General features: G+C 58.5%; 22 protein-coding genes and 2 pseudogenes. 8 read left to right on the top strand and 16 right to left on the bottom strand.

All coding sequences use genetic code 11. The annotated features are described in order from the left end of the window. The 4 genes from ACA043_RS22495 to ACA043_RS22480 all read right to left on the bottom strand — a co-directional run bounded on the left by ACA043_RS22495 (position 1) and on the right by ACA043_RS22480 (position 4,698). Positions 1-723, bottom strand: coding sequence for a TylF/MycF/NovP-related O-methyltransferase (locus ACA043_RS22495; protein ID WP_187679319.1), 723 nt, complete (start codon positions 721-723; stop codon positions 1-3). Beyond that, positions 720-1,586 carry a 2OG-Fe(II) oxygenase family protein gene (locus tag ACA043_RS22490; protein WP_497657951.1) on the bottom strand — a complete coding sequence of 289 codons (867 nt, stop codon included), beginning with the start codon at positions 1,584-1,586 and terminating at the stop codon, positions 720-722. The genes ACA043_RS22495 and ACA043_RS22490 overlap by 4 nt, the downstream gene beginning before the upstream one ends. A gap of 167 nt (positions 1,587-1,753) precedes the next feature. Further along, entirely contained in the window at positions 1,754-3,367 is a 1,614-nt protein-coding gene (locus ACA043_RS22485; RefSeq protein WP_187679317.1) for an inorganic phosphate transporter, read from the bottom strand. Positions 3,368-3,675: 308 nt separating this feature from the next. After that, the gene (locus tag ACA043_RS22480) at positions 3,676-4,698 is read right to left on the bottom strand and encodes a transporter (RefSeq protein WP_497615175.1); all 1,023 of its coding nucleotides are present in this window, start codon (positions 4,696-4,698) and stop codon (positions 3,676-3,678) included. Positions 4,699-4,973: 275 nt separating this feature from the next. Between ACA043_RS22480 and ACA043_RS22475 the strand changes: the two genes are divergently transcribed. Both ACA043_RS22475 and ACA043_RS22470 read left to right on the top strand, forming a co-directional pair. Next, a complete protein-coding gene (locus ACA043_RS22475) occupies positions 4,974-6,596 on the top strand; it encodes a methyl-accepting chemotaxis protein (RefSeq protein ID WP_497657950.1) in 1,623 nt (540 codons plus the stop codon). A 109-nt stretch (positions 6,597-6,705) separates the two neighbouring features. Beyond that, entirely contained in the window at positions 6,706-7,152 is a 447-nt protein-coding gene (locus ACA043_RS22470; protein WP_497657949.1) for a hypothetical protein, read from the top strand. A gap of 207 nt (positions 7,153-7,359) precedes the next feature. Here ACA043_RS22470 and ACA043_RS22465 read toward each other — a convergent pair whose 3' ends face one another. After that, positions 7,360-7,665, bottom strand: a complete 306-nt coding sequence (locus tag ACA043_RS22465) for a PepSY domain-containing protein (protein ID WP_007917758.1) — start codon at positions 7,663-7,665, stop codon at positions 7,360-7,362. A 151-nt stretch (positions 7,666-7,816) separates the two neighbouring features. After that, the gene (locus ACA043_RS22460) at positions 7,817-8,944 is read right to left on the bottom strand and encodes a glycerophosphodiester phosphodiesterase (RefSeq protein WP_401268041.1); all 1,128 of its coding nucleotides are present in this window, start codon (positions 8,942-8,944) and stop codon (positions 7,817-7,819) included. 223 nt (positions 8,945-9,167) lie between these two features. On the opposite strand from ACA043_RS22460, the gene ACA043_RS22455 reads away from it, so the two are divergent. Further along, positions 9,168-9,494, top strand: coding sequence for a DUF2025 family protein (locus tag ACA043_RS22455; protein WP_401268043.1), 327 nt, complete (start codon positions 9,168-9,170; stop codon positions 9,492-9,494). A gap of 125 nt (positions 9,495-9,619) precedes the next feature. Here ACA043_RS22455 and ACA043_RS22450 read toward each other — a convergent pair whose 3' ends face one another. Then, entirely contained in the window at positions 9,620-9,925 is a 306-nt protein-coding gene (locus ACA043_RS22450) for an antibiotic biosynthesis monooxygenase family protein (protein ID WP_497615171.1), read from the bottom strand. Beyond that, positions 9,925-10,623 (bottom strand): CTP synthase C-terminal region-related (seleno)protein, encoded by a 699-nt coding sequence (locus tag ACA043_RS22445; protein WP_497657948.1) that lies wholly within the window; start codon positions 10,621-10,623, stop codon positions 9,925-9,927. The genes ACA043_RS22450 and ACA043_RS22445 overlap by 1 nt, the downstream gene beginning before the upstream one ends. A gap of 140 nt (positions 10,624-10,763) precedes the next feature. Here ACA043_RS22445 and ACA043_RS22440 point away from each other — a divergent pair, with 140 nt between their 5' ends. Continuing rightward, complete coding sequence (locus ACA043_RS22440) at positions 10,764-11,705, top strand: LysR family transcriptional regulator (RefSeq protein ID WP_497657947.1); 942 nt, start codon at positions 10,764-10,766, stop codon at positions 11,703-11,705. On the opposite strand, the gene ACA043_RS22435 is transcribed toward ACA043_RS22440, so the two are convergent. From ACA043_RS22435 to ACA043_RS22420, 4 genes and pseudogenes are all read right to left on the bottom strand, one after another. Continuing rightward, positions 11,706-12,236, bottom strand: a complete 531-nt coding sequence (locus ACA043_RS22435) for a DUF1003 domain-containing protein (RefSeq protein ID WP_401268053.1) — start codon at positions 12,234-12,236, stop codon at positions 11,706-11,708. A gap of 149 nt (positions 12,237-12,385) precedes the next feature. Further along, positions 12,386-12,823 (bottom strand): annotated as a pseudogene (locus ACA043_RS22430) (methyl-accepting chemotaxis protein); the annotation flags it as partial. Positions 12,824-12,937: 114 nt separating this feature from the next. Further along, positions 12,938-13,615: pseudogene (locus ACA043_RS22425) on the bottom strand (PAS domain-containing protein); the annotation flags it as partial. Between the two features lie 410 nt (positions 13,616-14,025). Then, positions 14,026-14,634 (bottom strand): TetR/AcrR family transcriptional regulator, encoded by a 609-nt coding sequence (locus tag ACA043_RS22420; RefSeq protein ID WP_489878929.1) that lies wholly within the window; start codon positions 14,632-14,634, stop codon positions 14,026-14,028. A gap of 215 nt (positions 14,635-14,849) precedes the next feature. On the opposite strand from ACA043_RS22420, the gene ACA043_RS22415 reads away from it, so the two are divergent. Continuing rightward, positions 14,850-15,905, top strand: a complete 1,056-nt coding sequence (locus tag ACA043_RS22415) for an MBL fold metallo-hydrolase (protein ID WP_497657946.1) — start codon at positions 14,850-14,852, stop codon at positions 15,903-15,905. Positions 15,906-15,916: 11 nt separating this feature from the next. On the opposite strand, the gene ACA043_RS22410 is transcribed toward ACA043_RS22415, so the two are convergent. The 4 genes from ACA043_RS22410 to ACA043_RS22395 form a co-directional block, all read right to left on the bottom strand. Beyond that, complete coding sequence (locus ACA043_RS22410) at positions 15,917-16,237, bottom strand: helix-turn-helix domain-containing protein (RefSeq protein WP_187679304.1); 321 nt, start codon at positions 16,235-16,237, stop codon at positions 15,917-15,919. Then, positions 16,224-16,592 (bottom strand): type II toxin-antitoxin system RelE/ParE family toxin, encoded by a 369-nt coding sequence (locus tag ACA043_RS22405; RefSeq protein WP_187679303.1) that lies wholly within the window; start codon positions 16,590-16,592, stop codon positions 16,224-16,226. The genes ACA043_RS22410 and ACA043_RS22405 overlap by 14 nt, the downstream gene beginning before the upstream one ends. A gap of 42 nt (positions 16,593-16,634) precedes the next feature. Beyond that, positions 16,635-16,952, bottom strand: a complete 318-nt coding sequence (locus ACA043_RS22400; protein WP_187679302.1) for a helix-turn-helix domain-containing protein — start codon at positions 16,950-16,952, stop codon at positions 16,635-16,637. A gap of 93 nt (positions 16,953-17,045) precedes the next feature. Further along, positions 17,046-17,813: an AraC family transcriptional regulator gene (locus ACA043_RS22395; RefSeq protein WP_401268062.1), complete on the bottom strand. Its 768-nt coding sequence runs from the start codon at positions 17,811-17,813 to the stop codon at positions 17,046-17,048. Positions 17,814-17,925: 112 nt separating this feature from the next. Here ACA043_RS22395 and ACA043_RS22390 point away from each other — a divergent pair, with 112 nt between their 5' ends. The 3 genes from ACA043_RS22390 to ACA043_RS22380 all read left to right on the top strand — a co-directional run bounded on the left by ACA043_RS22390 (position 17,926) and on the right by ACA043_RS22380 (position 21,277). Then, complete coding sequence (locus tag ACA043_RS22390; RefSeq protein WP_497657945.1) at positions 17,926-18,741, top strand: sulfite exporter TauE/SafE family protein; 816 nt, start codon at positions 17,926-17,928, stop codon at positions 18,739-18,741. Positions 18,742-18,830: 89 nt separating this feature from the next. After that, a complete protein-coding gene (locus ACA043_RS22385) occupies positions 18,831-19,967 on the top strand; it encodes a hypothetical protein (RefSeq protein WP_497657944.1) in 1,137 nt (378 codons plus the stop codon). Positions 19,968-20,086: 119 nt separating this feature from the next. Beyond that, complete coding sequence (locus ACA043_RS22380; RefSeq protein ID WP_401268068.1) at positions 20,087-21,277, top strand: hypothetical protein; 1,191 nt, start codon at positions 20,087-20,089, stop codon at positions 21,275-21,277. Positions 21,278-21,279: the final 2 nt, after the last annotated feature.

Below are 21,279 nucleotides of genomic sequence, written 5' to 3'. Positions count from 1 at the left end.
TCAAACGTGGAAGTAACCCACGCACGAATCAAACGGCAGGCGCTTGAGTTCGATTTTGTTCAGGTCCAGCACTTCACGCAGCGCTTTGGTTTCACCCGGGAAGTTGCGATAAGCCACTTCGTCCAGTACCACGATCGCGCCTTTAGGCATGTAGGGCAGGAAAGTTTCCAGCGCGACCTTGGTCGACTCGTACAGGTCAGTGTCGAGAATCAACATGGCCACGACCAGGTCCGGACGCGTCTTGACCCACTCCGGCACGGTCTTGACGATGTCGCCCTTGACCAGTTCGCAACGCGGAATACGGTTGACCGGACGCAGCAAGTCATTGGCGTCGATCATGTCCTGGATCAGCGACTGGTCGGTATCGGCGAACATGGTTTCGTTGACGTCGGCCGGATCGTCGGTCTTGCTGATGCTCTGGAAGCCTTCGAAGGTATCGAAACCCACGATCGAACGGTTGATCGCGTAGGGTTCCAGAATCATCGACAGGTGCATGTAGAGCATCAGCGAGTTGCCCTTGTACACGCCGCACTCGATGATCGCGCCCGGAATCTCTGCGACTTTCTTGAACAGCTCCATCCGCGACAGGGCAGCGGTCACACCGATGCGGTTGGCGAATACAAACGGTGCGTCCGCTACGTACTCGGCATCCACGCGCTTGAGGACATTGGCGCGGGTTTCGTTGTACTGAGCCTCGGCTGGGGTGATGCGACGCTTGGTCATTGCTGGATTCCTTGGAAATTCGAAAAATCGTGGGCGTGGAAATAATCTTTGAAACCGGCACCGACATCCGGACAGGCGCTGTCGACATTGATCGCGCCGCGCTGATGTTTGAGGTCATCCAGGTGCATCAGGCGGAAATCCACGCTGAAGCGGGTTTGCTGAGTGTGATTGGCCACGGTGCCGTGCAGGTGTGAGCCGGAGAAAATCAGCATTTCGCCGGTATTGCCGGCGATACGCAGTTCGGACGCGGTATTGATCTCTTCCTGCGGCACCGGATGCACGCGGACTTCGTCCTTGAGGTTGTCCTTGGCCTTGTGCCGCTGGTTGCTGATCCAGTCCGACAGGCTCCACTGACTGGAGGTGTTTTTCACCGGCACATCGAAGTAGCCGGTGTTGATCATCATCGTTTGATCCGGGGAAATGGTGTGCACCGGCATCCAAGTGTTGATCTGGCAATCGACGCTGCCATACCAGGTGTCGCGATGCGGCTTGTAGGCGTAGCTGACCCCGGCGTGCAGGTAGTCGTAATTGGGTACGACGCGGATGCGCGGCACGTCGAAGATGTATTCACGCGGATCGGCGCCGATCTCTTCGATAAAACTCAAAATCAGTTCTTTGACGCGCAGGCTGTTGGTGAACTGGCCCTTGAGGCGAGTCACCAGCACGACGAACTCTTCCACCGGCATCAGCGTGTGCAGCGCCTGGTGTTGGGTTTCACCGTTGAATGCAGCCGTGATGCTCTCTTGAGCAAAGGCACACAGTTGGTGGGCAGCGCGCAGTTGCGTGTTCAGAAAGATATCGCCGGCGTAGATGGCTTCCTTGAAGTCAGCTCGTTGTTGAAGCTGATTGATGTACAAATTCACTGTTGCCCTCCTGGAGACGTCGAGTGACTTAATAATCGGCACCCGACCGACAAACTGAAGCGTTTTTTGACCACTGGCGCTTTGCGGCGAGGCTGGCAAGTTTCAAACCGACAAAAGAAATCCCGGTGTGCGCGGGGCCAGCCGGGATCTTTCGAGCGAATGTGAGCTTAGAACAATTGGGTGAACAACCAGTACAGGCTGCCCGACAACAAAATCGCCGCCGGCAACGTCAGCACCCACGCCATCAACAAATTGCGGATGGTCTTCATCTGTAATCCGCCGCCATTGGCAACCATGGTCCCGGCCACGCCCGAAGACAACACGTGCGTCGTCGACACCGGCAAACCGAACATGTCGGCTGCGCCAATGGTCAGCATTGCCACGGTTTCCGCCGACGCGCCTTGTGCGTAAGTCAGGTGGGTCTTGCCGATTTTCTCGCCGACCGTCACCACAATCCGCTTCCAGCCAACCATGGTGCCTAGCCCGAGCGCGATGGCCACGGCGATCTTCACCCACAGCGGAATAAATCGCGTCGCGTTATCGATCTGCTGCTTGAACAGTTGCAGTTTGCCGCTGGTGTCGGCGTCGAAGTTGCCGACCTTGTTCTTGTCCATCAGGCGAATGGTTTCGCTGGCCAGGTACATGTCGTTACGCACGTTGCCCATGGCTTCGGCCGGGACTTTCGCCAGCGAGCCGTAGCCTTTGACTTCTTCACCGATGTGCCCGGTGAGGGCGGCGAGGGCGGGGACCAATTGCGGCGAGGCTTCCTTGCTGCGCATGTAATCCGAGAGGATTGGGCGCGGATCGGCCGGCGCCGGCAGCGGTGAACTTTTGACCAGCGCTTGCTGGGTGACTTGCGCCACGGCGGCGAACTGCAGTGATTGTTCTTCCGGCATGGTGCGATTCAAGGCGTAGGCCATCGGCAAGGTGCCGACCAGAATCAGCATGATCAGGCCCATGCCTTTCTGCCCGTCGTTGGAGCCGTGGGCGAACGATACGCCGGTGCAGGTCAGGATCAGCAAACCGCGAATCCACCACGGTGGCGGGGTGTTGCCTTCAGGTGCCTTGTACAGCGAACGGTTCTTCACGAACGCGCGCAGCGCCAGCAGCAACAACGCCGCAAAACCGAAACCCACCAGCGGCGACAGCAGCAAGGCGTAACCGATCTTCGTTGCCTGCGCCCAGTCCACGCCAGAGGTGCCGTCGCGCCCGTGCATCAGCGCATTGGCCACGCCGACGCCGATGATCGAGCCGATCAACGTATGCGACGACGAGGCCGGCAAGCCCAGCCACCAGGTGCCGAGGTTCCACAGGATCGCCGCAATCAGCAGGGCGAAGATCATCGCGAACCCGGCGGACGAGCCGACCTGCAGGATCAGCTCCACCGGCAGCAACGCGATGATGCCGAACGCCACCGCGCCACTGGACAGCAGCACACCGAGGAAATTGAAGAACCCCGACCAGACCACCGCCACATTCGGCGGCAGCGAGTGGGTGTAGATCACTGTGGCCACGGCGTTGGCGGTGTCGTGGAAACCGTTGACGAACTCAAAGCCGAGCGCAATCAGCAGTGCCACGCCGAGCAGCAGGAACGGCGTCCACGTGGTGACCACGGTGCCGAGTTCGTGCATGTCGTGCATCAGGCTATAGGCCGTGAACAGCATCCCCATGGCCAGCACTGCGAAAAAGATCACGTAGGTGAACGGGCCGGTTTTCTTGTCGAGGGCGGGCCTGCCGCTGGGGGCAGACGTTTGGCGGGCGGTCAGGGAGGGAGTAGCCATGAGCGGACAATCCTGAGCGAGGGAAGGAATGTCGCCCATGATCGTTGCAGAATGTTACAGAGAGACTGCTTCAGGTCAGTGTTTGGTCTGTCAGCCGATTGATCACGACAACTGATGAAGTTCCCGGTGGCGAGGGGATTTATCCCCGATCGGCTGCGCAGCAGTCGTAAATACGGTGACCACTGTTTAACTGATAAACCAAGGTGTCGGGTTTTGGGGCTGCTTCGCAACCCATCGGGGATAAATCCCCTCACCACAAAAGCTGATGTCGCCCTGTAGAAGTTGCCGCAGGCTGCGATCTTTTGCTCTTAATAATCCCCGCGTTTGCGAAACGCCCAGCGCCCGGCAATCACGGTAAACGTCGCCACCAGCGCGACCAATATCCAGAACCCCTCCGGATCTTGCGACAACGGCACGCCCCCCACATTCATCCCGAAGAAACCGGCAATGATATTGATCGGCAGCGCCAGCACCGTCACCACGGTCAGGGTGAACAGTGTGCGGTTGCTCTGTTCGTTGAGGTTGGCGGCGATTTCTTCCTGAAGCAGTTTGATCCGCTCGCCGAGGGCAGTGAGGTCGTTGATGATCAGCGCAAATTCCTCGGTGGATTTGCGCAACTCCTTGACGTCCTCCTTCTGCAACCACGGCGGCGGGCGATTGAGCAGGCGCAGCAACGAACCCGGCTCCAGCGCCAACAGCCGCTGCAAACGCACCAGCACCCGTCGGTGGGCGCCGAGTTCGGCACGGTTGGTCGACAGCCGCGATGAGAGCAATTCGTCCTCGATCTGATCGACGCTGAGGCTGGTCTTGCGCACGATCTGCGTCAGCACTTCGCCCTGATCGCGCAGCAGGTGCACGAGCAATTCCGAGGGCGAGCGAAAGCGCTCGCCGGCCTTCACCGACGAACGCAATTTATCCACCGAATGCAGCGGTTGCAGGCGCGCACTGACGATCAGTTTGCTGCGCACGCACACCCACAGCGTCGACACATCAGAAGAGACCATGCTGCTGAGGTTGAACACCACGTCGTTGACCACCGCCAGCAATGCCGAGTCGACATGTTCGATGCGCGTCGAACGCGAGCCTTCGTGCAGCGCCTCAAAAAACTCGTCGGGCAATTGCAGATGGCTTTTCATCCAGCGCTCGCACGCCGCGTGCGCCAGGTTCAGGTGCAGCCAGAGGAATTCGCCGCTGTCGCTGTCGTCCTGCAGGCAGCGCAGTGCCGTCGCCGAATCGACCTCGCGGCCACGCTCACCGGGCAGAAAACGAAAGCCGTAGAGCAAGCCAAACAGGTCAGGATCGCGATGACTGATATCGAGGCTGTGGTTCATGAAGGCTCGCTGCGAGGTTGGCGTGAGACAGGGAATTCACAGATTCACCTGAACCGCATCATCGCAATGTCACATGACGTTTGTGTGACGGCAAAATGACGTCAAATCAGCGACTTACCGGCGGTCGGATTTTTCTCAAGAAGCGCTCTGGAACGCCGATCACAGGTGCATTAGGTTGCGCGCCATTGGCCACAGGCCAAGGTTCGCTGACAGGGAAGTCCGCACCATTTCACGCTCGTTTCGGGCGTGCCTCATCCCTGTCTTGAGTACCTGCGATGCTGCAAAAATCCCTGAGAGCGCAAATTCTCGCCCTGCTGAGTGGCAGCCTGTTGGCGATGCTGTTGATCGCGCTGGCCTGTTTCCATTTCCTGTCCAACGGCGTGCAAAGCTACAGCCAGTTGATCGCAGGCCCCTTGCACACTTCGCAACTGATCGACGAAGCCAACCTGCAATTCAAGGTGCAGGTGCAGGAATGGAAAAACGTCCTGCTGCGCGGCAAGCAACCGGCAGACCTGGCCAAGTACTGGGGCCAGTTCGAAGACCGTCAGCGCGATGTGCAGAACATTCTCGGTGAACTGGCCAGCCAGAAAGGTATCGAGCCAAGTCTGAAAAACCGTATCGATCGTTTGCGCGACGAGCACCGTCAGTTGGGCGCTGCTTACCAGAAGGGTCGCGACGCCTATGTAGCGGCGGGCGGCGATCCAACGGCGGGCGACGCCGCTGTCAAAGGCGTCGACCGCGCGACCAGCGAGCAGATGAGCGAACTGGTGACCGAGTTGCGCAAACAGGGCACCGAGCAGTCGGCGCTGATCAGTGCCGAGGCTGATCGCACGGTATTGCTAGGCACCCTGGTGATGCTTGCTTCAAGTTTGCTGATTGGTCTGCTCAGCTTGTGGCTGGTCAACCGCAATCTGGTCGATCCGATCCGTAAGCTGATTGATTACGTGACCCAGTTGAGCCGAGGCAAATTGGCCGAGCGCGTGTCCAGCGACCGTCAGGATGAATTGGGCAACCTCGCCGCCGCCGCCAATACGCTGCGCGATTTCCTCGCTGAAACCTTCACCCGTTTGCAGCGCAGTGCCAGTGACCTGGACAGCGCCAGCGGCGAGTTGAACGCCATCGCCACCACTATGGCCGGCGGCACCAACGAGCAATTCAACCGCACCGATCAAGTGGCCACGGCAATGAACGAAATGTCTGCCACCGCCCAGGAAGTGGCGCGTCACGCCGCCGATGCGGCGCGCGCTGCCGACGATGCCGACCAGTCCGCCCAGCAGGGTGAAAAGGTCATGCAAAGCACTATTCACACCATCACGCAGATGCGCGGCGAAATCGCCAACACCGCCACGGTGATCCGTCGTCTGGAAGCCGACAGCGGCCGTATCGGCAAGGTGCTGGAAGTGATTCGCGGCATTGCCGAGCAGACCAACCTGCTGGCGTTGAACGCCGCCATTGAAGCGGCGCGGGCCGGTGAGGCCGGGCGTGGTTTTGCTGTGGTCGCCGACGAAGTGCGCAACCTGGCGCAGCGTACGGCGGAGTCGATCATCGAGATCAACCAGATCATCCAGAGCGTGCAGACCGGCGCGGTGGACGCCGCTCAAGCCATCGATAGCGGCCAGACCCGCAGCGATGAAAGCGTCGAGCAGGTCACCCAGGCCGGCGCGATGCTGGAGCGCATCACCCACGCGGTGGAAGCGATTCGCGACATGAACCGCCAGATCGCCACCGCCGCCGAAGAGCAGACGTCGGTAGCCGAGGACATCTCACGCAATCTGACCGAGATCACCTCCATCGCCAGCACCAACCTCGAGAGCGTCCAGCGCACCGAAAGTGCCAGCCAGAACCTGCATGGGCTGTCGGGGCAACTGAACGAAGTCACCGCGCGCCTGAGCGCCTGAGCCGTTGACTGTGTACCGGTTCGGATACCGAGTCGGTACACAGTCGATCTCAATTCAATGCGGCCATGGTCGATGACCGGTTATCCATAACCGGCATTGGAGCATTCCCATGGTCAGCATCACCTCTGTTTCGATCAACCAGACCCTCACCACAGCGACCAGCAAGACGTCGATCAAAGACGTCAGCGAAGACACCTCGACCAGCGCAACGACGAGCAGCGAGGTAGCGGCCGATACCAGCACAGTCGCTGCGGGCGGCGGCGCGGCGCCGGCGGGCGACAGCAGTTCCAGCAGCAGTGAAGAATCGGACTCGGTGAAAGAGCTGCGCAAGCAGATTGCCGAGTTGCAAAAGCAATTGCAGGAACAGCAACAGGCGCTGCAAGCGGCGCAGGCGAAGCAGGAAAGTGCTGAGGCGAAGGCTGCGGATGTTGCGGCGGCACAGGCGCAAATCTCCAGCACCTCAGCCTCGTTGCAAACCGCCACGGCGGCGTTGTTGCAAGCGTTGCAGGATTCCGACAGCAGCACCTCCGGCTCACTGGTCAGTACCTCGGCCTGATCATCAGCGCACTTCCTGTGTGGGGGCAGGCTTTAGCGTCGTTCACCCGATCCTGTAGGAGCTGCGGCACGCTGCGATCTTTTGATTTTGTTTTTAAAGATCAAAAGATCGCAGCCTCGTTTCACTCGACAGCTCCTACAGGGATTTATGTCGCGCACAAAAAAGCCGCGCGATCGTTAGATCGCGCGGCTTTGGGTACGCGGTGTATCAGGTGTCTTGCTTGTTGCTCAGTACCTTGCCGGTGGTGGCGTCGAAGTCCACGTCGAACTCTTTGCCATCAGCGGTTTTCAATTCAACTTCGTACTCATAACCGTTGAAGTGGTTATCCAGGTCGGTGTCGGTGATGGTCGCACCCGGGTGCAGCTTCAGGGCTTCGGCGTTCATCGACTCCAGCGACTTGATCTTGCCGGACTTGACCAGCTCAGGGATCTGGTCGACGCGAACATCAGCCTGGGCCAGGCCAGCAGTCAGCGTCAGGGCAGCGGCGGTAAACAGGGCAGTCAAAGTTTTCATCGGTTCGTTCCTTGGGTTGCTTAAGTGCGTGTTCTGTTGAAGTGGGTTCAGATTAACCAGCGCAACTTAATTCACCCTTAAAACCCCGCATCGCGTGCAGGGCTCCTGTAGGAGTGAGCCTGCTCGCGATGCGGACAACCCGGTTTACCGATCAGAACCCGTTGTTCTTCAACACCTGATCAACGCTGGCAGCGGCCGGGCGTTTATAGAACTTCAACAGTTCGCTGGCGCGGTTGGTGAAGATACCGTCGACACCAGCAGCCATTACTTTTTCGAAGTCCACCGGCTCATCGACGGTATAGACGTGCACCAGCATGCCTTGGTCGTGGGTGTACTTGTTCATCCACGGCTGCACCAGATCGGAATAGCTCTGATCGCCACCCTTGGTCAGCTTCGCCGAAGGGCCGGTACCGATGGCGCCCTGAGCCTTGGCGTAATCGACCCACTGTTTGAACTCAGCTTCGGACTTCGGCTCCTGCTTGCCGTAGAAAGCGTTTTTGTCCTTCTCGCCCGACTCGGCAAACGTCACTTTGGATTTCGGCTCGATGCTGCCTTCGCCGACCCACAACAGCAGAATCTTCGGCACTTGCGGCATTTCCTTTTGCAGCAGTTCTAGGCTGTTCTTCTCGAAGGTCTGCAAAATCACCTTGCCTTTGCCCTGACCGACGCCCAGTGGGCTTTTCGCCAGTTTAGAACCCGCCGGGCTCAGCCAGCCGCGATCCTGCAGTTTGTCTTTCAGGTCTTTCTCGATCCCCGGAAACAGTTGCGGCTCCTTGGTTTCGATGTACAGGCCCGGCTTGTGCTGCGGGTTGGCCTGGGCGATGTCGATGATTTCATCCAGCGTCAGAATTTTCAGGCCCGCGTAGGAAGGGCGCGCGCGATCCGGGTAAGCCTTGTTGTACCAACTGCCGGCGTCGAGGGTTTTCAGTTCGGCCATGGTGAAAGCCGTGGCCGGGCTGTCCTTGCGCTCCGGGAACTTGGTGGCGACGTCGGTGGTGCGTTGCAGGTTGTTGTCGTGCAGGGCGAACAGCACGCCGTCCTTGCTGCGTTGCAGGTCCATTTCCAGGTAATCGGCGCCCAGATCGCGGGCCAGTTTGTAGGCCGCAGCGGTGGATTCCGGTGCATCAAAGGACGCGCCACGGTGGGCGATTACCGCCGGGTGCGGGATGCCATGCGTCGCAGCCACGGCGTCGGGCGTTGTCTGGCTGGCGGCATGCGCCTGACCGAAACCGAGCAACAGGCTCAGCATGAGGGCGCTTTTGGTGAAAGTGGCGGGCATGTTCGAATTCCTTTCGCAGGGCATTTTCAAAGACGTACCTTTTAACAACTGAATCGATTGCGTGCTATCGCGAGACCGACATAAACGTATTAAAAGCGATTTTTCCTGCACTTTTGTGGCGCTGTTTGCAGTACGCTTGCCCACGGCAGACGTCCCGGCAGAGGACGCGCCCACTGTTGCGCCCTGCGTGTAAACCATCGATCAACATTTCGTGAGGTTTACCATGCGCATCACCTCCCAACTCATCTGCCAGGCCGCCGACGACCTCAAGGGCTTTGTCGGCCTCAACCGCAAGACCGGTCAGTACATCGTGCGTTTCAGCGAAGATTCCTTCGGCATGGACGTGGCGGATGACGGCATCATTCCCACCAGCGAATTCGTCTGGGCCCGGGTTTCAGACACGACCATGACGTTGAAGCGCGAGTTGATTCAGTTGCTGCTGGATCAGAACATCGATGACCGGATCAACATCACCGAGCCGTTGCGGGTGTATATGCACAAGCAGGACGTGCCGGAGATTGTGGCGGTGCGCAGTCTGGTGCGCGGCTGAAATTTGCAGTGACCCTATTGCCGCCATCGCCAGCAGGCTGGCTCCCACATTGGATCTGTGGCGCTCACACATCCCCTGTGGGAGCCAGCCTGCTGGCGATGAGGCCAGTGAGTGCGCCGCCGCACTCACTGCCCAAACCGATACTCGCGCTCAACCTTGCACACCCGCGTTTGAAACGCCGAATACCAGATCGACCGCCCACGCTGCTGAATCACCTTATGTTCGGGATGCTCCCGCCACGCCAGAATCGCCGCCTCACTTTCCCAATAAGAAACAGTGATGCCGATGCCGTCCGCCCCGCGAATCGAGTCAATGCCCAGAAAACCCGGTTGTTTGGCAACCAGTTCCATCATGCGCTCAGCCGCCTCGGCATAGCCGTTGTCACCCTCGGTTCGAGTCGACGTAAAAATCACCGCAAAGCACAAAGTCATCAACGTGCCTCCGCACAAGCTTCGACAAACGCGCGCACCAGCGGTGGCATCTGCCCTATGAGCGCCGCACGTTCCGGTTGAAACAACGTGGCGACAAAAAACCGATGATCCCTGAGCTCGATTGCCCTCAAGTCGCCCGCTGAGTCATGACCCACCGCCTGTAGCCGATGTTTGAAAAGCTCCCGTTCGAACTGCGGATTCACACCGTAGCGGCAGCGATAGCCTTCGCGAATTTCAGACGTTTCGTACGCCTTGGCGATCAACGAACCCGGCACCAGATCAATGCTGTCCACGGTTTCCACCAGCGAACAGGTGAGCGGGGTGAGCACGGCTCTTTCGGATTCGGGCGAAGTCTCGCCATGTTCCGCATCAGCCCAGCCCAACACATTGCGGGAAAATTCCAGCACCGCATGCTGAAAACCGCCACAGGTGCCGAGGAAGGGGCGCTGTTGCTCGCGGGCAAAACGGATCGCTCGCAATGCGCCGGCTTCACTTTTGTAAGGGCTGGCCGGCACGCACCAGAAACCGTCGAAGCTTTGCAGCGGTGTATCGGCGTGGATTTGATCCGTGGCCAGCCATTGGTATTGCACATCGCGGCCGGTCTGCTCGGCGATCATGCCGAGCGCAACAGGGATCGCCTGGTGGGCGGTGACTTGCGGGTCGTAGTCGCCGATCAGGGCGATGGAAATGGCGTCCATGGATTTCCTTTATTTGAAAGCAGTGATGAATCTTTGTGGTGAGGGAATTTATCCCCGATGGGGCGCGAAGCGGCCCTCAAACATGGCCTGCTGCGCAGTCCATCGGGGATAAATCCCCTCGCCACAGTAAATGTGTGCAGTTGTCGATCACTGGAGCTCACTATAGATTGGCGTTCACGCACTCAATATTGGCGTTTCTCCAAGTGATCAATGCACCGACGCACTATCGGCTCGACTACCCGGATCTGGCGCTGATTCTCGCTTTGGTACGTGGCGGCTCTCTGGCCCGGGCTTCACAGCTGTTGAAGGTCGATGTCTCGACGGTGTTCCGTGCCGTTCGACGCCTTGAGGCTGCGCTCGGCCAGCAACTGTTCGAAAAAAGCCGCGCCGGTTATTTGCCAACGTCGCTTGCGCAGACACTGGCCGAGCAGGCCGAACGCGCCGAGCAGGCACTGGACGCCGCGCGGATCGGCGTGGAGCAGGGCGGTGAAGTCGTCAGCGGCACGGTGCGGCTGACCTGCACCGACTCGGTGTTGCAGGGCTTGCTGCTGCCGGCGCTGGCGCAGTTCATGCCCAACTATCCGGCGCTGACCATCGAATTAAGCACTTCCAACGATTTCGCCAACCTCAGCCGCCGCGATGCTGACATTGCCCTGCGCCTGACACGCACACCGCCGGAGCATTTGGTCGGACGGCAATTGGCGAAGATTTCCTACCGCGTCTGTGCCAGTGCGCGCTACTTGCAGAACGTGGATGCATCGGATCTGGCCGCACTGACCTGGATCGCCCCGGACGATTTCCTGCCCGATCACCCGACCATCGCCTGGCGCCGCCAGTACCTGCCCGGTGTGACCCCGGGTTATCGCTGCAACAGCATGCTTTCGGTGACAGAGTTGGTGCGCGCCGGCCTCGGCGTGGCGGCGTTGCCCGACTTTTTGATCAACGATGGCTTGCAGGCGTTAAGCGAACCGCTGCACGGCTACGATACGGCGCTGTGGTTGCTGACCCGTCCGGATTGCCGGGCATTGCGTTCGGTGGTCACGTTGTTCGATGAACTCGGGCGGGCGCTGCGTTTGCCGTGATCAGCGCTGTGGGTTCTGGCACACGTGCGCGTGCAACTCGCTGGTCAGGCCTTCGATGCGTTCGGTCAGGCTTTTGGTCATCTCGGTGAGGCGCGTGTTCTGTTCCAACAGCTCAAGCAGTTGCGCGGTGTTCTGCGCTGCCTGTGCCTGGCGTTCGGTGTTGGCTTGCGCCAGGGCTTCGCGGTGCAGGGCGTCGGCGTCGGCTTGTGCTTTGTCGCGCGCGGCCTGGCGGGTTTGTGCGAGCAGGATCAGTGGCGCGGCGTAGGCCGATTGCAGGCTGAACGCCAGGTTTAAGAGGATGAACGGGTAAACGTCGAACGTGGTCACGCCAAACGCGTTGAGACTGATCCACAACACCACGATCAGGGTTTGCGCGCCAAGAAAGGTTGGCGTGCCGAAGAACCGCGCAAAGGCTTCGGCGCGCAGGGCGAAGGTGTCGTTGCCGAAGGTTGTGTTCAGGTGGGCGTGGGGGCGGTGGAAGCGCAGGTGATCGACGGGGGGCGCGGATGGTCCGGGTTTTTCGTTGTTCATGGTGTGCTCGGCAGGGCTTGGGACTGAAGGCCACTATAGTCCTGCATTGCCGCTGACACCGCCTTCGCGAGCAGGCTCGCTCCTACATTGAAATACAATCCACTGTGGGAGCGAGCCTGCTCGCGATGGCCGCGACTCGGTTTCCAGCCTCAGCCAGGCGCCCGCTCATTGGCAAACATACTCACCGCCTGCACCGCCTCACTGGCGCCATCACGAATCTGCAGGATTACCGTGCCGGCCTGATCCGCCAGTTCCACGCCCTGCGCCGCGCGATCGCGGGTGCCGTCCATGCTCTTGATCGCCTGGCGAGTTTCGGTCTGGATCAACCCGATCATGTTGGAAATCTCCGCTGTCGAGCCGCTGGTGCGTGCCGCCAACTGCCGTACTTCATCGGCCACCACGGCAAAACCGCGGCCCTGTTCACCGGCGCGGGCGGCTTCGATCGCCGCGTTGAGCGCCAGCAAGTTGGTTTGATCGGCGATCCCACGGATGGTGTTGACGATGGCCGTGATCTGCTCGGAGCGCTCACCCAGTTGTGCGATCAGTGTCGAAGACTCGGCAATGTCCTGGGCAATTTCACGCATCTCGCTGGCCGCTTGCTGAATGACCTGAGTGCCTTGTTCGGCGACTTTCCGCGTCTCTACCGAGATGTGATAGGCGGCGCTGGCACTGCGCGCGTCTTGCGCGTGTTGTTCGACCCGAGCGGTGACGTCCGAGGCGAATTTCACCACTTTGCACAGACGTCCGGAAGCGTCGTAAACCGGGTTGTAATTGGCCTCCAGCCAAACAGTCTGCCCGCGCTTGTCGACGCGTTCGAACTGGCCTTGAAAGAACTCACCCTGATTCAGCCGTCGCCAGAAATCCTGATAGGCGCTGCTGTTGACCAATTCTGCGGTGCAGAACAAACGGTGATGTTTACCTTTGAGCTCGGCCAGTGAGTAACCCATGCGCGTCAGAAAATTCTGGTTGGCGGTGATTACGCTGCCGTCGAGGTTGAATTCAATCACCGCCATCGCCCGGTCGATGGCTTCCAACTTGGCGTTGACCTCGCTTTCCTGCTGCACCTTGGTCGTCACGTCCATGGCGTACTTGACCACTTTCACCACCCGTCCGGAGGCATCCTTGATCGGGTTGTAGCTGGCTTCGAGCCAGACTGGCTGGCCTTTGCTGTCGACCCGTTCAAACGTCCCTGACTGAAACTCCCCGTTTTTCAGGCGCGACCACAACTCGCTGTACCGAGCGCTGCGACCAAACTCAGGGGTGCAGAACAACCGATGGGGCTGGCCGATCGCTTGTTCGGCGCGGTAACCCATGGTTTTGAGGAAGTTGTCGTTCGCACTTAAAACCACACCGTCGAGATCGAATTCAATCACCGCCATGGAGCGGTTGATGGCATCGAGCAGGCCACTTTGTTGAGTGAGGGTGTGTTGAAGGTCATCGAGGGCGGCTTTGTGGCGATTAAAGAACATGTCGCAGTACCTGGAAGTAGGGAAAGACTGGGGTTGTGTCCCTGTTTCCGCGGGGGCAGGCCAAGCCGATGGATGTATGCATTGACCGCAAAGTGCCAGCATCCAGGCTGACGGCTGAATCTTATACAGACTTATTGGTTCTGTACAAGAAACTGCTGTTTCGAAATTGTACGAAAGTGCTCATATGCCCAGCGCCAGATTCATCCTGAAATACTTTGCCGTATTTTTTTCGGACGGATCTTGCGTCGGACATTGTCATTTATTCCAACGGAATCGCTGCCGGGGCATTCAATCGAAGGAGCGCGCAGGAGAGTGGCGATTCAGAGCTGATAACGCGCCAGAAACATCTCCAGTGCCGAGTCGGCCACGGTGTTTTGCGTCGCGGTGTCGAGCGGTGGCTGACCCATGGAAATCTGCGGCCAGAAACCGAACGACTTCAGCAGGCCCTGCACCTGTTGCGCGGCGAAAACCGCGTCCACCGCTTTAATCCGGCCATCAGCCTGAGCGGCACGGATCCAAACGGTCAGGCCTTCTTCCCGCTCGCCCATGCGCGCGACCATGTTCTGCGCACGCTCCGGTGAGTGGATGGTCGCGGCAATCGCCACGCGCGCCAGGCTGAGGAAGTTGTCATCGGCCATCAGTTGCAGTTTGGCCAACAACATCTGTCGCAACTGATCAGATAACGGCTGATCAGGGCTGTACGCGACCGACTGCTCGGCGCTGATCCGCGCCCATAACTGGTTGAGAATTTCGGCGAACAGCTCTTCTTTGCTAGGGAAATGGTTGTACACCGTGCGCTTGGACACACCGGCGGTGGCCGCGATTTTGTCCATGCTCGTGATCTCGAAACCGTTGGCACGGAATTCGGCAATCGCCGCTTGAATAATGGCTTCGCGTTTACGGTCGGTGAGGCGCTGTGGAGCTGTCATAAGTACGCTTCGGTAGGAAGAGGGTGAAATTACACTTGGCAGTTTACTTGTCATCTCGTTTGATGCAACCTAGAAACTACACCGATGAGTGTAATGTTGCGTTAATCCTCGCAACCTAAAAAACAGACAGTTCGGCTAATGCGTGCGTGCCTTGGCCATTTATCGTCCCACCTTGGAAAACCGTAAATTGCGCGGTTTTCTGGAGTCATTCAGTCATGGCCAATCCAGTTTCTGTTACGGACAACACCTCCACGCCTGAAGCCTCTCGACAGGATCAAGGCCTGTTCCGCAATCATGCGCCAGTTCAACGCGAAGGCGTGCGCAAAATGCTGCGCATCATGTGGAACATGATCTTCCACAAACCGCGCAACACCCGGCCGGCCGCAGCGATCCCGGTACAACCGCTGACCCGCGAAGACCTGCTGGCAGCGCCTGACCACAGCGTCTGGCGCCTCGGTCACTCGACCCTGTTGCTGAAGATGCAGGACAAGTTCTGGATCACCGACCCGGTGTTCGCCGAACGCGCTTCGCCGGTGCAATGGGCCGGTCCGAAACGCTTCCACCAGCCGCCGATCAGCCTCGACCAGTTGCCGCCGATCGAAGCGGTGATCCTGTCCCACAACCACTACGACCACCTCGATTACGAGGCCGTGCTGCGGCTGGCGGTGAAAACCAATCTGTTCCTGACCCCGCTGGGCGTCGGCGACACCCTGATCAAATGGGGCATCGACGCCAGCAAGGTTCGCCAGTTCGACTGGTGGGAAGGCACGGAAATCGCCGGCATCCGTTTCATCGCCACGCCGTCGCAACACTTCTCCGGTCGTGGCCTGTTCGACAGCAACAGCACCTTATGGGCGTCATGGGTAATGATCGACGGCGACACCCGCATTTTCTTCAGCGGCGACAGTGGCTACTTCGACGGTTTCAAACGCATCGGCGAACAGTACGGCCCCTTCGACCTGACCCTGATGGAAACCGGCGCCTACAACGTCGAATGGCCGCACGTTCACATGCAGCCCGAACAAACCCTGCAAGCCCACATCGACCTCAAGGGCCGCTGGCTGTTTCCGATCCACAACGGCACCTTCGACCTGGCGATGCATGCCTGGCATGAACCGTTCGACCGGATCTTGGCGCTGGCCTGGGAACGCAGTGTTTCGATTACTACGCCGCAGATGGGGGAGGCGTTCAACATCGCTCAGCCCCAGCGTGGGAATGCGTGGTGGTTGGGGGTTGAAGGGGAGAGTGAGGGGGTGGTTCAGAACGCTTAACGAGTTTTAGGTTAAGCAAACACCACTTCAATTCGGCCCTCTTTCCGTGATCGGGGGGCCGATTTCACTACGATTTGCACGTCTCGCCCAAGATGTGAAAGACATTCCATCATTTTGGCTTCACTGATCCCTCGAAATTTCCCGCGCAGCATTTCGGAAAGTTTTGGCTGGGATAATCCAAGAATTTCAGACGCCTGAATCTGAGTAAGATGGCGAGCTTTGATGATCTCGCCGATCTTTGCCGCGAGCTGCGACTTAACCTGCATTTCACTGGCATTGGGCAGTTCGAGGTCTTGGTAGACGTTCCCGATACCTTCTTCAATTTCTATCATGTTGTGATCCTTTCGCGTGATCCTGAGCGGCTCGAAGTCTGTTTCGGATCAGATCAATGTCGGACTGAGCCGTTTTGATTCCAGCAGTCGACTTCTTCTGAAAGCAGTGCAATACATAAATGGCACTGCCGAAACGAACCGTATAAATGGCACGGTAGGTGTTGGTGTCGAAGTCTTCGATCAGCTCCAGTACACCTGCGCCTCCAAACCCTTTCAGGGGTTTTGCATCTGGGTGCTTCAAGCCACTTTGAGCCAAGTCCAATGCATAACCAAAAACATCCTGTACGTCTGTGGGCATCTGCTTGAGATCTTTCTTGCTACTGCAGACCCAAAAGAGCGGCTTCCTTGCACTCATGCGAAAATATACCTATTTAGGGATAAAGATCAACTTGCCTTTTCAATCAGCCATGGCGTAGTCCCCATGCCCCACAGACTCCGATGCTGAGTTCGTAACACTCACTGATCGCCCCGGCGCAAACCCCGGAAAGAACACCAACCCCCGCGACTCAAACCGATACGCCAGCGCCAGACGCGCCGCATCCGCCACCTCTTGCTGTGCCTCGAACCGTTGAATGTCGGCTACCGAAACTTCAGCTTCCCGCGACAGCTGTTCCACGCTCCAGCCCAGCATCGCTCGGGCCTGGACGCAGTGGGTCGGGGTGAACTGGAAAAGGGCAATGCGTTCGAGGATGTGGTTCATCGCAAGAGAGGCCATGGTGTGCTCCGGGCTCAAGAGTGCTGATTGAAAATGTACTGTGTTTTTGTACAGTTGTTTTCGGCCGGGATCAAACGTATTTTTTGATTTGCCCTAATTCGCCGCCTCCAACCAGACGGACGGTGCCTGACCGAGGATGCGCCGGAACATTGTCGAGAACGCTGCCGGGCTCTCGTAACCGAAATCCAGGGCAATCCGCGTCACTGCTTCACCCGCCGCCAGCCGCGCCAGTGCCAGCACCACGCAAGCCTGCTGGCGCCATTGGCTGAAGCTCAATCCGGTTTGCTGCCGAAACATTCTGTTGAATGTACGCAAGCTTATGTGTAACTGGTCAGCCCAGTGCTGCGGCGACTGGTGGGCGTTCGGCTGATGCAGAAAGTTCTGACACAACGCGAGGAGCTTTCCGTCAGACGGCAACGGAATGTGCAACGGCAGCGGGGCACTGCGCACAACTTCATGCAGCAACAGATCGACCAGCGCGCCGTCGCGGCCGCTCAGGTCATATTCCAATGGCACTTCCACCGCTTCCATCAGCAAGTGCCGCATCAACGGCGAGACATTGATCACCTGGCAGCGCTCCCCCAAATCCACCGCCCCGGGTTCGATGTACACACTGCGAGTGCTTACGCCCAGCATCAACACCTCATGCGCCACCCCCGGCGGAATCCACACCGCGCGCTGTGGCGGCACCACCCAATTGCCGTCATGGGTGCTGACCTGCATCACCCCGGTCGCGCCGTACAACAATTGCGCGCGCCGATGTGTATGAAACGGCAACAGGTGACCGTGGGAATAATCCGTACCGATCGCCACCACTGGGCGCGGCGTGTCATCCAGCAGATTGATCGAAACATTGCGCATCGAGCGGCACCGAGTGGTTGGCGTAAACGCAAACATTATTGGCTGACTTGCTGAAGCAGGCCAAGCCAAGTCTCACTATCGTCGACCGCTCCACCCGAACGGACGACGCATCATGTTCTATCTCCTCCTGACCCTTTTCGGCAGCCTCACCGGCATAACAGCCGTGCTCTTCGGCTTCGGCGGCGGCTTCGTCGTCGTGCCATTGCTCTATCGCATGCTCACCGCCAGCCACGGCGCCGACGACCCCATCAGCCAATCGGCCATGCACATCGCCGTCGCGACCTCGACCTGCGTGATGATCGTCAGCGCCCTGATCGCCACCGACAAACACCGCCGCGCCGGAAATCTCGTCCGTCATTATCTGTGGCCGCTCGGCGGCTTCATCGGTTTGGGTGCAATCGTCGGTGCAATCGCGGCGGTGTGGGTCAGTGGCGAAGTCATCCGCTACGCCTTCATCGCCTACCTCGGGCTAGCCATCATCGACTGCCTGCTACGGCGCGGATTTATCACGCAATCGGCCACTGTCATCCCACGCCGACTGGGCAGGGCGGAAACATCCGCCGGCGGTGCAGGCATCGGCGCCATCGCGACGTTTCTCGGCGTAGGAGGAAGCGTCATGACCGTGCCGCTCCTGAGACGCTGTGGACTGAGCATGTCCCAAGCGACGTCCATGGCCAATCCGCTGAGTGTGCCGGTTGCATTGGCGGGAACGCTGACCTACATGGCGCTGGCAGGATTCAGCGAGACAGATCTGGGCGCATGGTTTGTCGGCTATGTGGACCTGCTGGCGTTTGCGGTGCTGACGGTTGGATCACTGATAGGGATACGAATTGCTACGCCGTGGATTGGGCGGATTCCGGATCGGGTGCATGCTTGGGTGTACATCGGACTACTACTGATGGTGATGATCAGCATGTGCTTGAGCTGAGGGCAAAGACGCTCGATTCCCCAGCGCAACCTCGACATAATCCGCGACGTTTTCTCCGGGCAACCACCCGCTCACTCAAGGACGAAATGATGTATCGCGCACTGATGCGTCTCTGCGGCATGTTGATGCTCGCCAGTTTGTTGATCTCAACCCGGACATGGGCTGATGAAAGCAAGCAGGTGTACACCGGCACTCTCGGCAAAGCAGCTATTGTTCTGGAACTGGACTCTCGCTACAGCGAGGGTCGTTACTTCTACAAAAAGTACCGCACAGACCTGGCGCTTGATGTCAGCAAAGAGGGCGACATACTGGTGATGATTGAAGGCGCGGCCATGGATGGTGATTCGCGTCCGACCTTACGCTTGCAGCCCAAACTCAATGGTTGGAGCGGCGAGTGGAGCAACCCGGCCGGTAAAACCCTGAAGGTGGAATTACAGCGCGCCACGCTTCCAGACGTCCCCGCCGGTGCCTTGCCGTATCTGTTCGAGCTTCATGACAAGAACCCATACGAGTACTTGCGATTACAAGGTCTGCAACTGAAAAAGGGAAAAACCGAAACCTTCATGGGCTACACGCTGCAATGGTGGAGCGAGGAGCAATCGCAGGCTTCACTGTTTGAAGTGATATCGGGATATTCCCCGCAAGCGCGGGAGCTTATCAATCAGCACTTGATGGCGCGTTTGTGGGGATATGTGTCGGGTTACTACAGCTGCTCGGGTGGTTATTCGCAATCCAGTCAGCCGCTTTGGATGACGCCGACATTGATGAGTGCGCGCATTTCCAACGAATTTTACTGTGAGGGCGCTGCGCACCCGAATGAAGATATTGAATCGCTCAACTTTGATGCCCAAACAGGGAAGTTGCTGACCCTTGAGGATGTTCTATGGGTAGAGCAGGGCAAGCCAATACACCAACAATATGAGCCCGAGGATTCGTCCGGGTCTTACTACCACTACCGCACCAAAGTGTTTGCCCCGTGGCTGGTTGCACAACTGTTGAAACTGTACCCGAAAGAAATGACCCTCACGCCAGAAGGCGAGAACGACTGCGGCTACGATGAAGAGAGTCCTTGGCAATTCCCCTCCTGGTACTTCACCGATAGAGGCATCAAGCTGATGCCCACGTATCCGCATGGCGCGGCAGTGTGCGGATATGTCGATTGGGGCATCCTGCCCTATAAGCAGGTCAGGCAGCATCCCGGCGGCGTTGCGCTGCAACTGCCCTGACTCGCGGAGCAAACAGAACCTCGATTCCTGCAAGCATCCCCGCCATAATCCGCATTGTATTTTTCCAGCGTCAGTCGCGAGACCTCGGCGCTGCCAACGCCTCCTTCAAGGATTGATTCATGCTCAAGGGACTGCTGCGCCTGGCACCTTACGCCGCTGCGCTGTTCACACTGATTTCCACCGCCCACGCCGAAGATGGCCGGCAGGTATTCACCGGTACTTTGGGCAAAACCCCAATCGTGGTGGAGTTGAACACCGAACAGCCGGGCGAAGTGACCGGCCGTTATTTCTACGAAAAATACCATCGCGACCTGCCCCTCAGCGGTGCGTTGCAAGGCAACACACTGACCCTGACCGAAGGCAACAATCGCTACGGCGACGACAAACCGCTGCCGACCTTGAAACTGCAAGAAACCGGCAACGGCTGGCAGGGCGAGTGGCAAAGTCCGAAGGGTAAAAAACTGCAGGTGAACCTGACCGAGGCCAAACTTCCGGCGCTGCCTGCCAATGCCGTGCCCGTCATTGCCTCACTGCCCAATGGCGAGGCGTATGAATACTTGCGCCTGCAAGGGCTGAAGCTCAAACCCACCAAGAAAGAAAACTTCATGGGCTACACCCTGCAATGGTGGACCGAGCCTGAAACGAAGATCTCTCTGTTCAGCGTGGAATCCGGCCTGCCGAAAGATGATCAACAGCGGGTTAACCAGCAACTACTGGGCAGACTCTGGCTTGAAGTCATCAGCTATCACGGCTGCCAACTTCAGGGCGGAGAAAACGTCGAGTTCATGCAACAGGCAGAACCGAAAATGATCTCGCCAGCCGTGGTCAGCCTGAACATCTCGACCAGCTATTACTGCGGCGGCGCGCATCCGGACTTCGGTGATTCCCCGCTCAACATCGACGTTAAAACCGGCCACCCATTGTCGCTCGAAGATGTGCTGTGGGTCGGTGAGGGCAAGCCACTTCTGCATGCCGAGCGTGACAGCCTGGGTGACAAACCTCTGAGCGAGGCCGAAAGTGACGCGCGTTATCAGTATGAAAGCAAAGAGTTGGTGCCATGGATCATCAAGCAACTCACCGCCCTGTACCCCACAGAAATGAAGAAACCGACGCAAGAAGACGACTGCGACTTCACGGATGAAAGCATCTGGGGTTCTTCGCCGTGGTACTTCACCGAGAAAGGCTTGTACCTGGGTGCCTACTTCGCTCGCGTACAACGCTCTTGCGACAGACCAGACTGGTCGGTCTTGCCGTACTCGCTAGTCAAACAACACCCCGGCGCCGTCAAACTGCAACTGCCCCAAGGCTGACC

The sequence above is a fragment of the Pseudomonas sp. LBUM1648 genome (assembly GCF_059716145.1).
This window is presented reverse-complemented; position numbering and strand designations above follow the sequence as displayed.

Bases quoted from the DNA above. Each gene is read 5' to 3' on its own strand.
- ACA043_RS22495 (WP_187679319.1), bottom strand. From the start codon at position 723: ATGACCAAGCGTCGCATCACCCCAGCCGAGGCTCAGTACAACGAAACC.
- ACA043_RS22485 (WP_187679317.1), bottom strand. From the start codon at position 3,367: ATGGCTACTCCCTCCCTGACCGCCCGCCAAACGTCTGCCCCCAGCGGC.
- ACA043_RS22480 (WP_497615175.1), bottom strand. From the start codon at position 4,698: ATGAACCACAGCCTCGATATCAGTCATCGCGATCCTGACCTGTTTGGC.
- ACA043_RS22475 (WP_497657950.1), top strand. From the start codon at position 4,974: ATGCTGCAAAAATCCCTGAGAGCGCAAATTCTCGCCCTGCTGAGTGGC.
- ACA043_RS22470 (WP_497657949.1), top strand. From the start codon at position 6,706: ATGGTCAGCATCACCTCTGTTTCGATCAACCAGACCCTCACCACAGCG.
- ACA043_RS22465 (WP_007917758.1), bottom strand. From the start codon at position 7,665: ATGAAAACTTTGACTGCCCTGTTTACCGCCGCTGCCCTGACGCTGACT.
- ACA043_RS22460 (WP_401268041.1), bottom strand. From the start codon at position 8,944: ATGCCCGCCACTTTCACCAAAAGCGCCCTCATGCTGAGCCTGTTGCTC.
- ACA043_RS22455 (WP_401268043.1), top strand. From the start codon at position 9,168: ATGCGCATCACCTCCCAACTCATCTGCCAGGCCGCCGACGACCTCAAG.
- ACA043_RS22450 (WP_497615171.1), bottom strand. From the start codon at position 9,925: ATGACTTTGTGCTTTGCGGTGATTTTTACGTCGACTCGAACCGAGGGT.
- ACA043_RS22445 (WP_497657948.1), bottom strand. From the start codon at position 10,623: ATGGACGCCATTTCCATCGCCCTGATCGGCGACTACGACCCGCAAGTC.
- ACA043_RS22435 (WP_401268053.1), bottom strand. From the start codon at position 12,236: ATGAACAACGAAAAACCCGGACCATCCGCGCCCCCCGTCGATCACCTG.
- ACA043_RS22420 (WP_489878929.1), bottom strand. From the start codon at position 14,634: ATGACAGCTCCACAGCGCCTCACCGACCGTAAACGCGAAGCCATTATT.
- ACA043_RS22415 (WP_497657946.1), top strand. From the start codon at position 14,850: ATGGCCAATCCAGTTTCTGTTACGGACAACACCTCCACGCCTGAAGCC.
- ACA043_RS22410 (WP_187679304.1), bottom strand. From the start codon at position 16,237: ATGATAGAAATTGAAGAAGGTATCGGGAACGTCTACCAAGACCTCGAA.
- ACA043_RS22405 (WP_187679303.1), bottom strand. From the start codon at position 16,592: ATGAGTGCAAGGAAGCCGCTCTTTTGGGTCTGCAGTAGCAAGAAAGAT.
- ACA043_RS22400 (WP_187679302.1), bottom strand. From the start codon at position 16,952: ATGGCCTCTCTTGCGATGAACCACATCCTCGAACGCATTGCCCTTTTC.
- ACA043_RS22395 (WP_401268062.1), bottom strand. From the start codon at position 17,813: ATGCGCAATGTTTCGATCAATCTGCTGGATGACACGCCGCGCCCAGTG.
- ACA043_RS22390 (WP_497657945.1), top strand. From the start codon at position 17,926: ATGTTCTATCTCCTCCTGACCCTTTTCGGCAGCCTCACCGGCATAACA.
- ACA043_RS22385 (WP_497657944.1), top strand. From the start codon at position 18,831: ATGTATCGCGCACTGATGCGTCTCTGCGGCATGTTGATGCTCGCCAGT.
- ACA043_RS22380 (WP_401268068.1), top strand. From the start codon at position 20,087: ATGCTCAAGGGACTGCTGCGCCTGGCACCTTACGCCGCTGCGCTGTTC.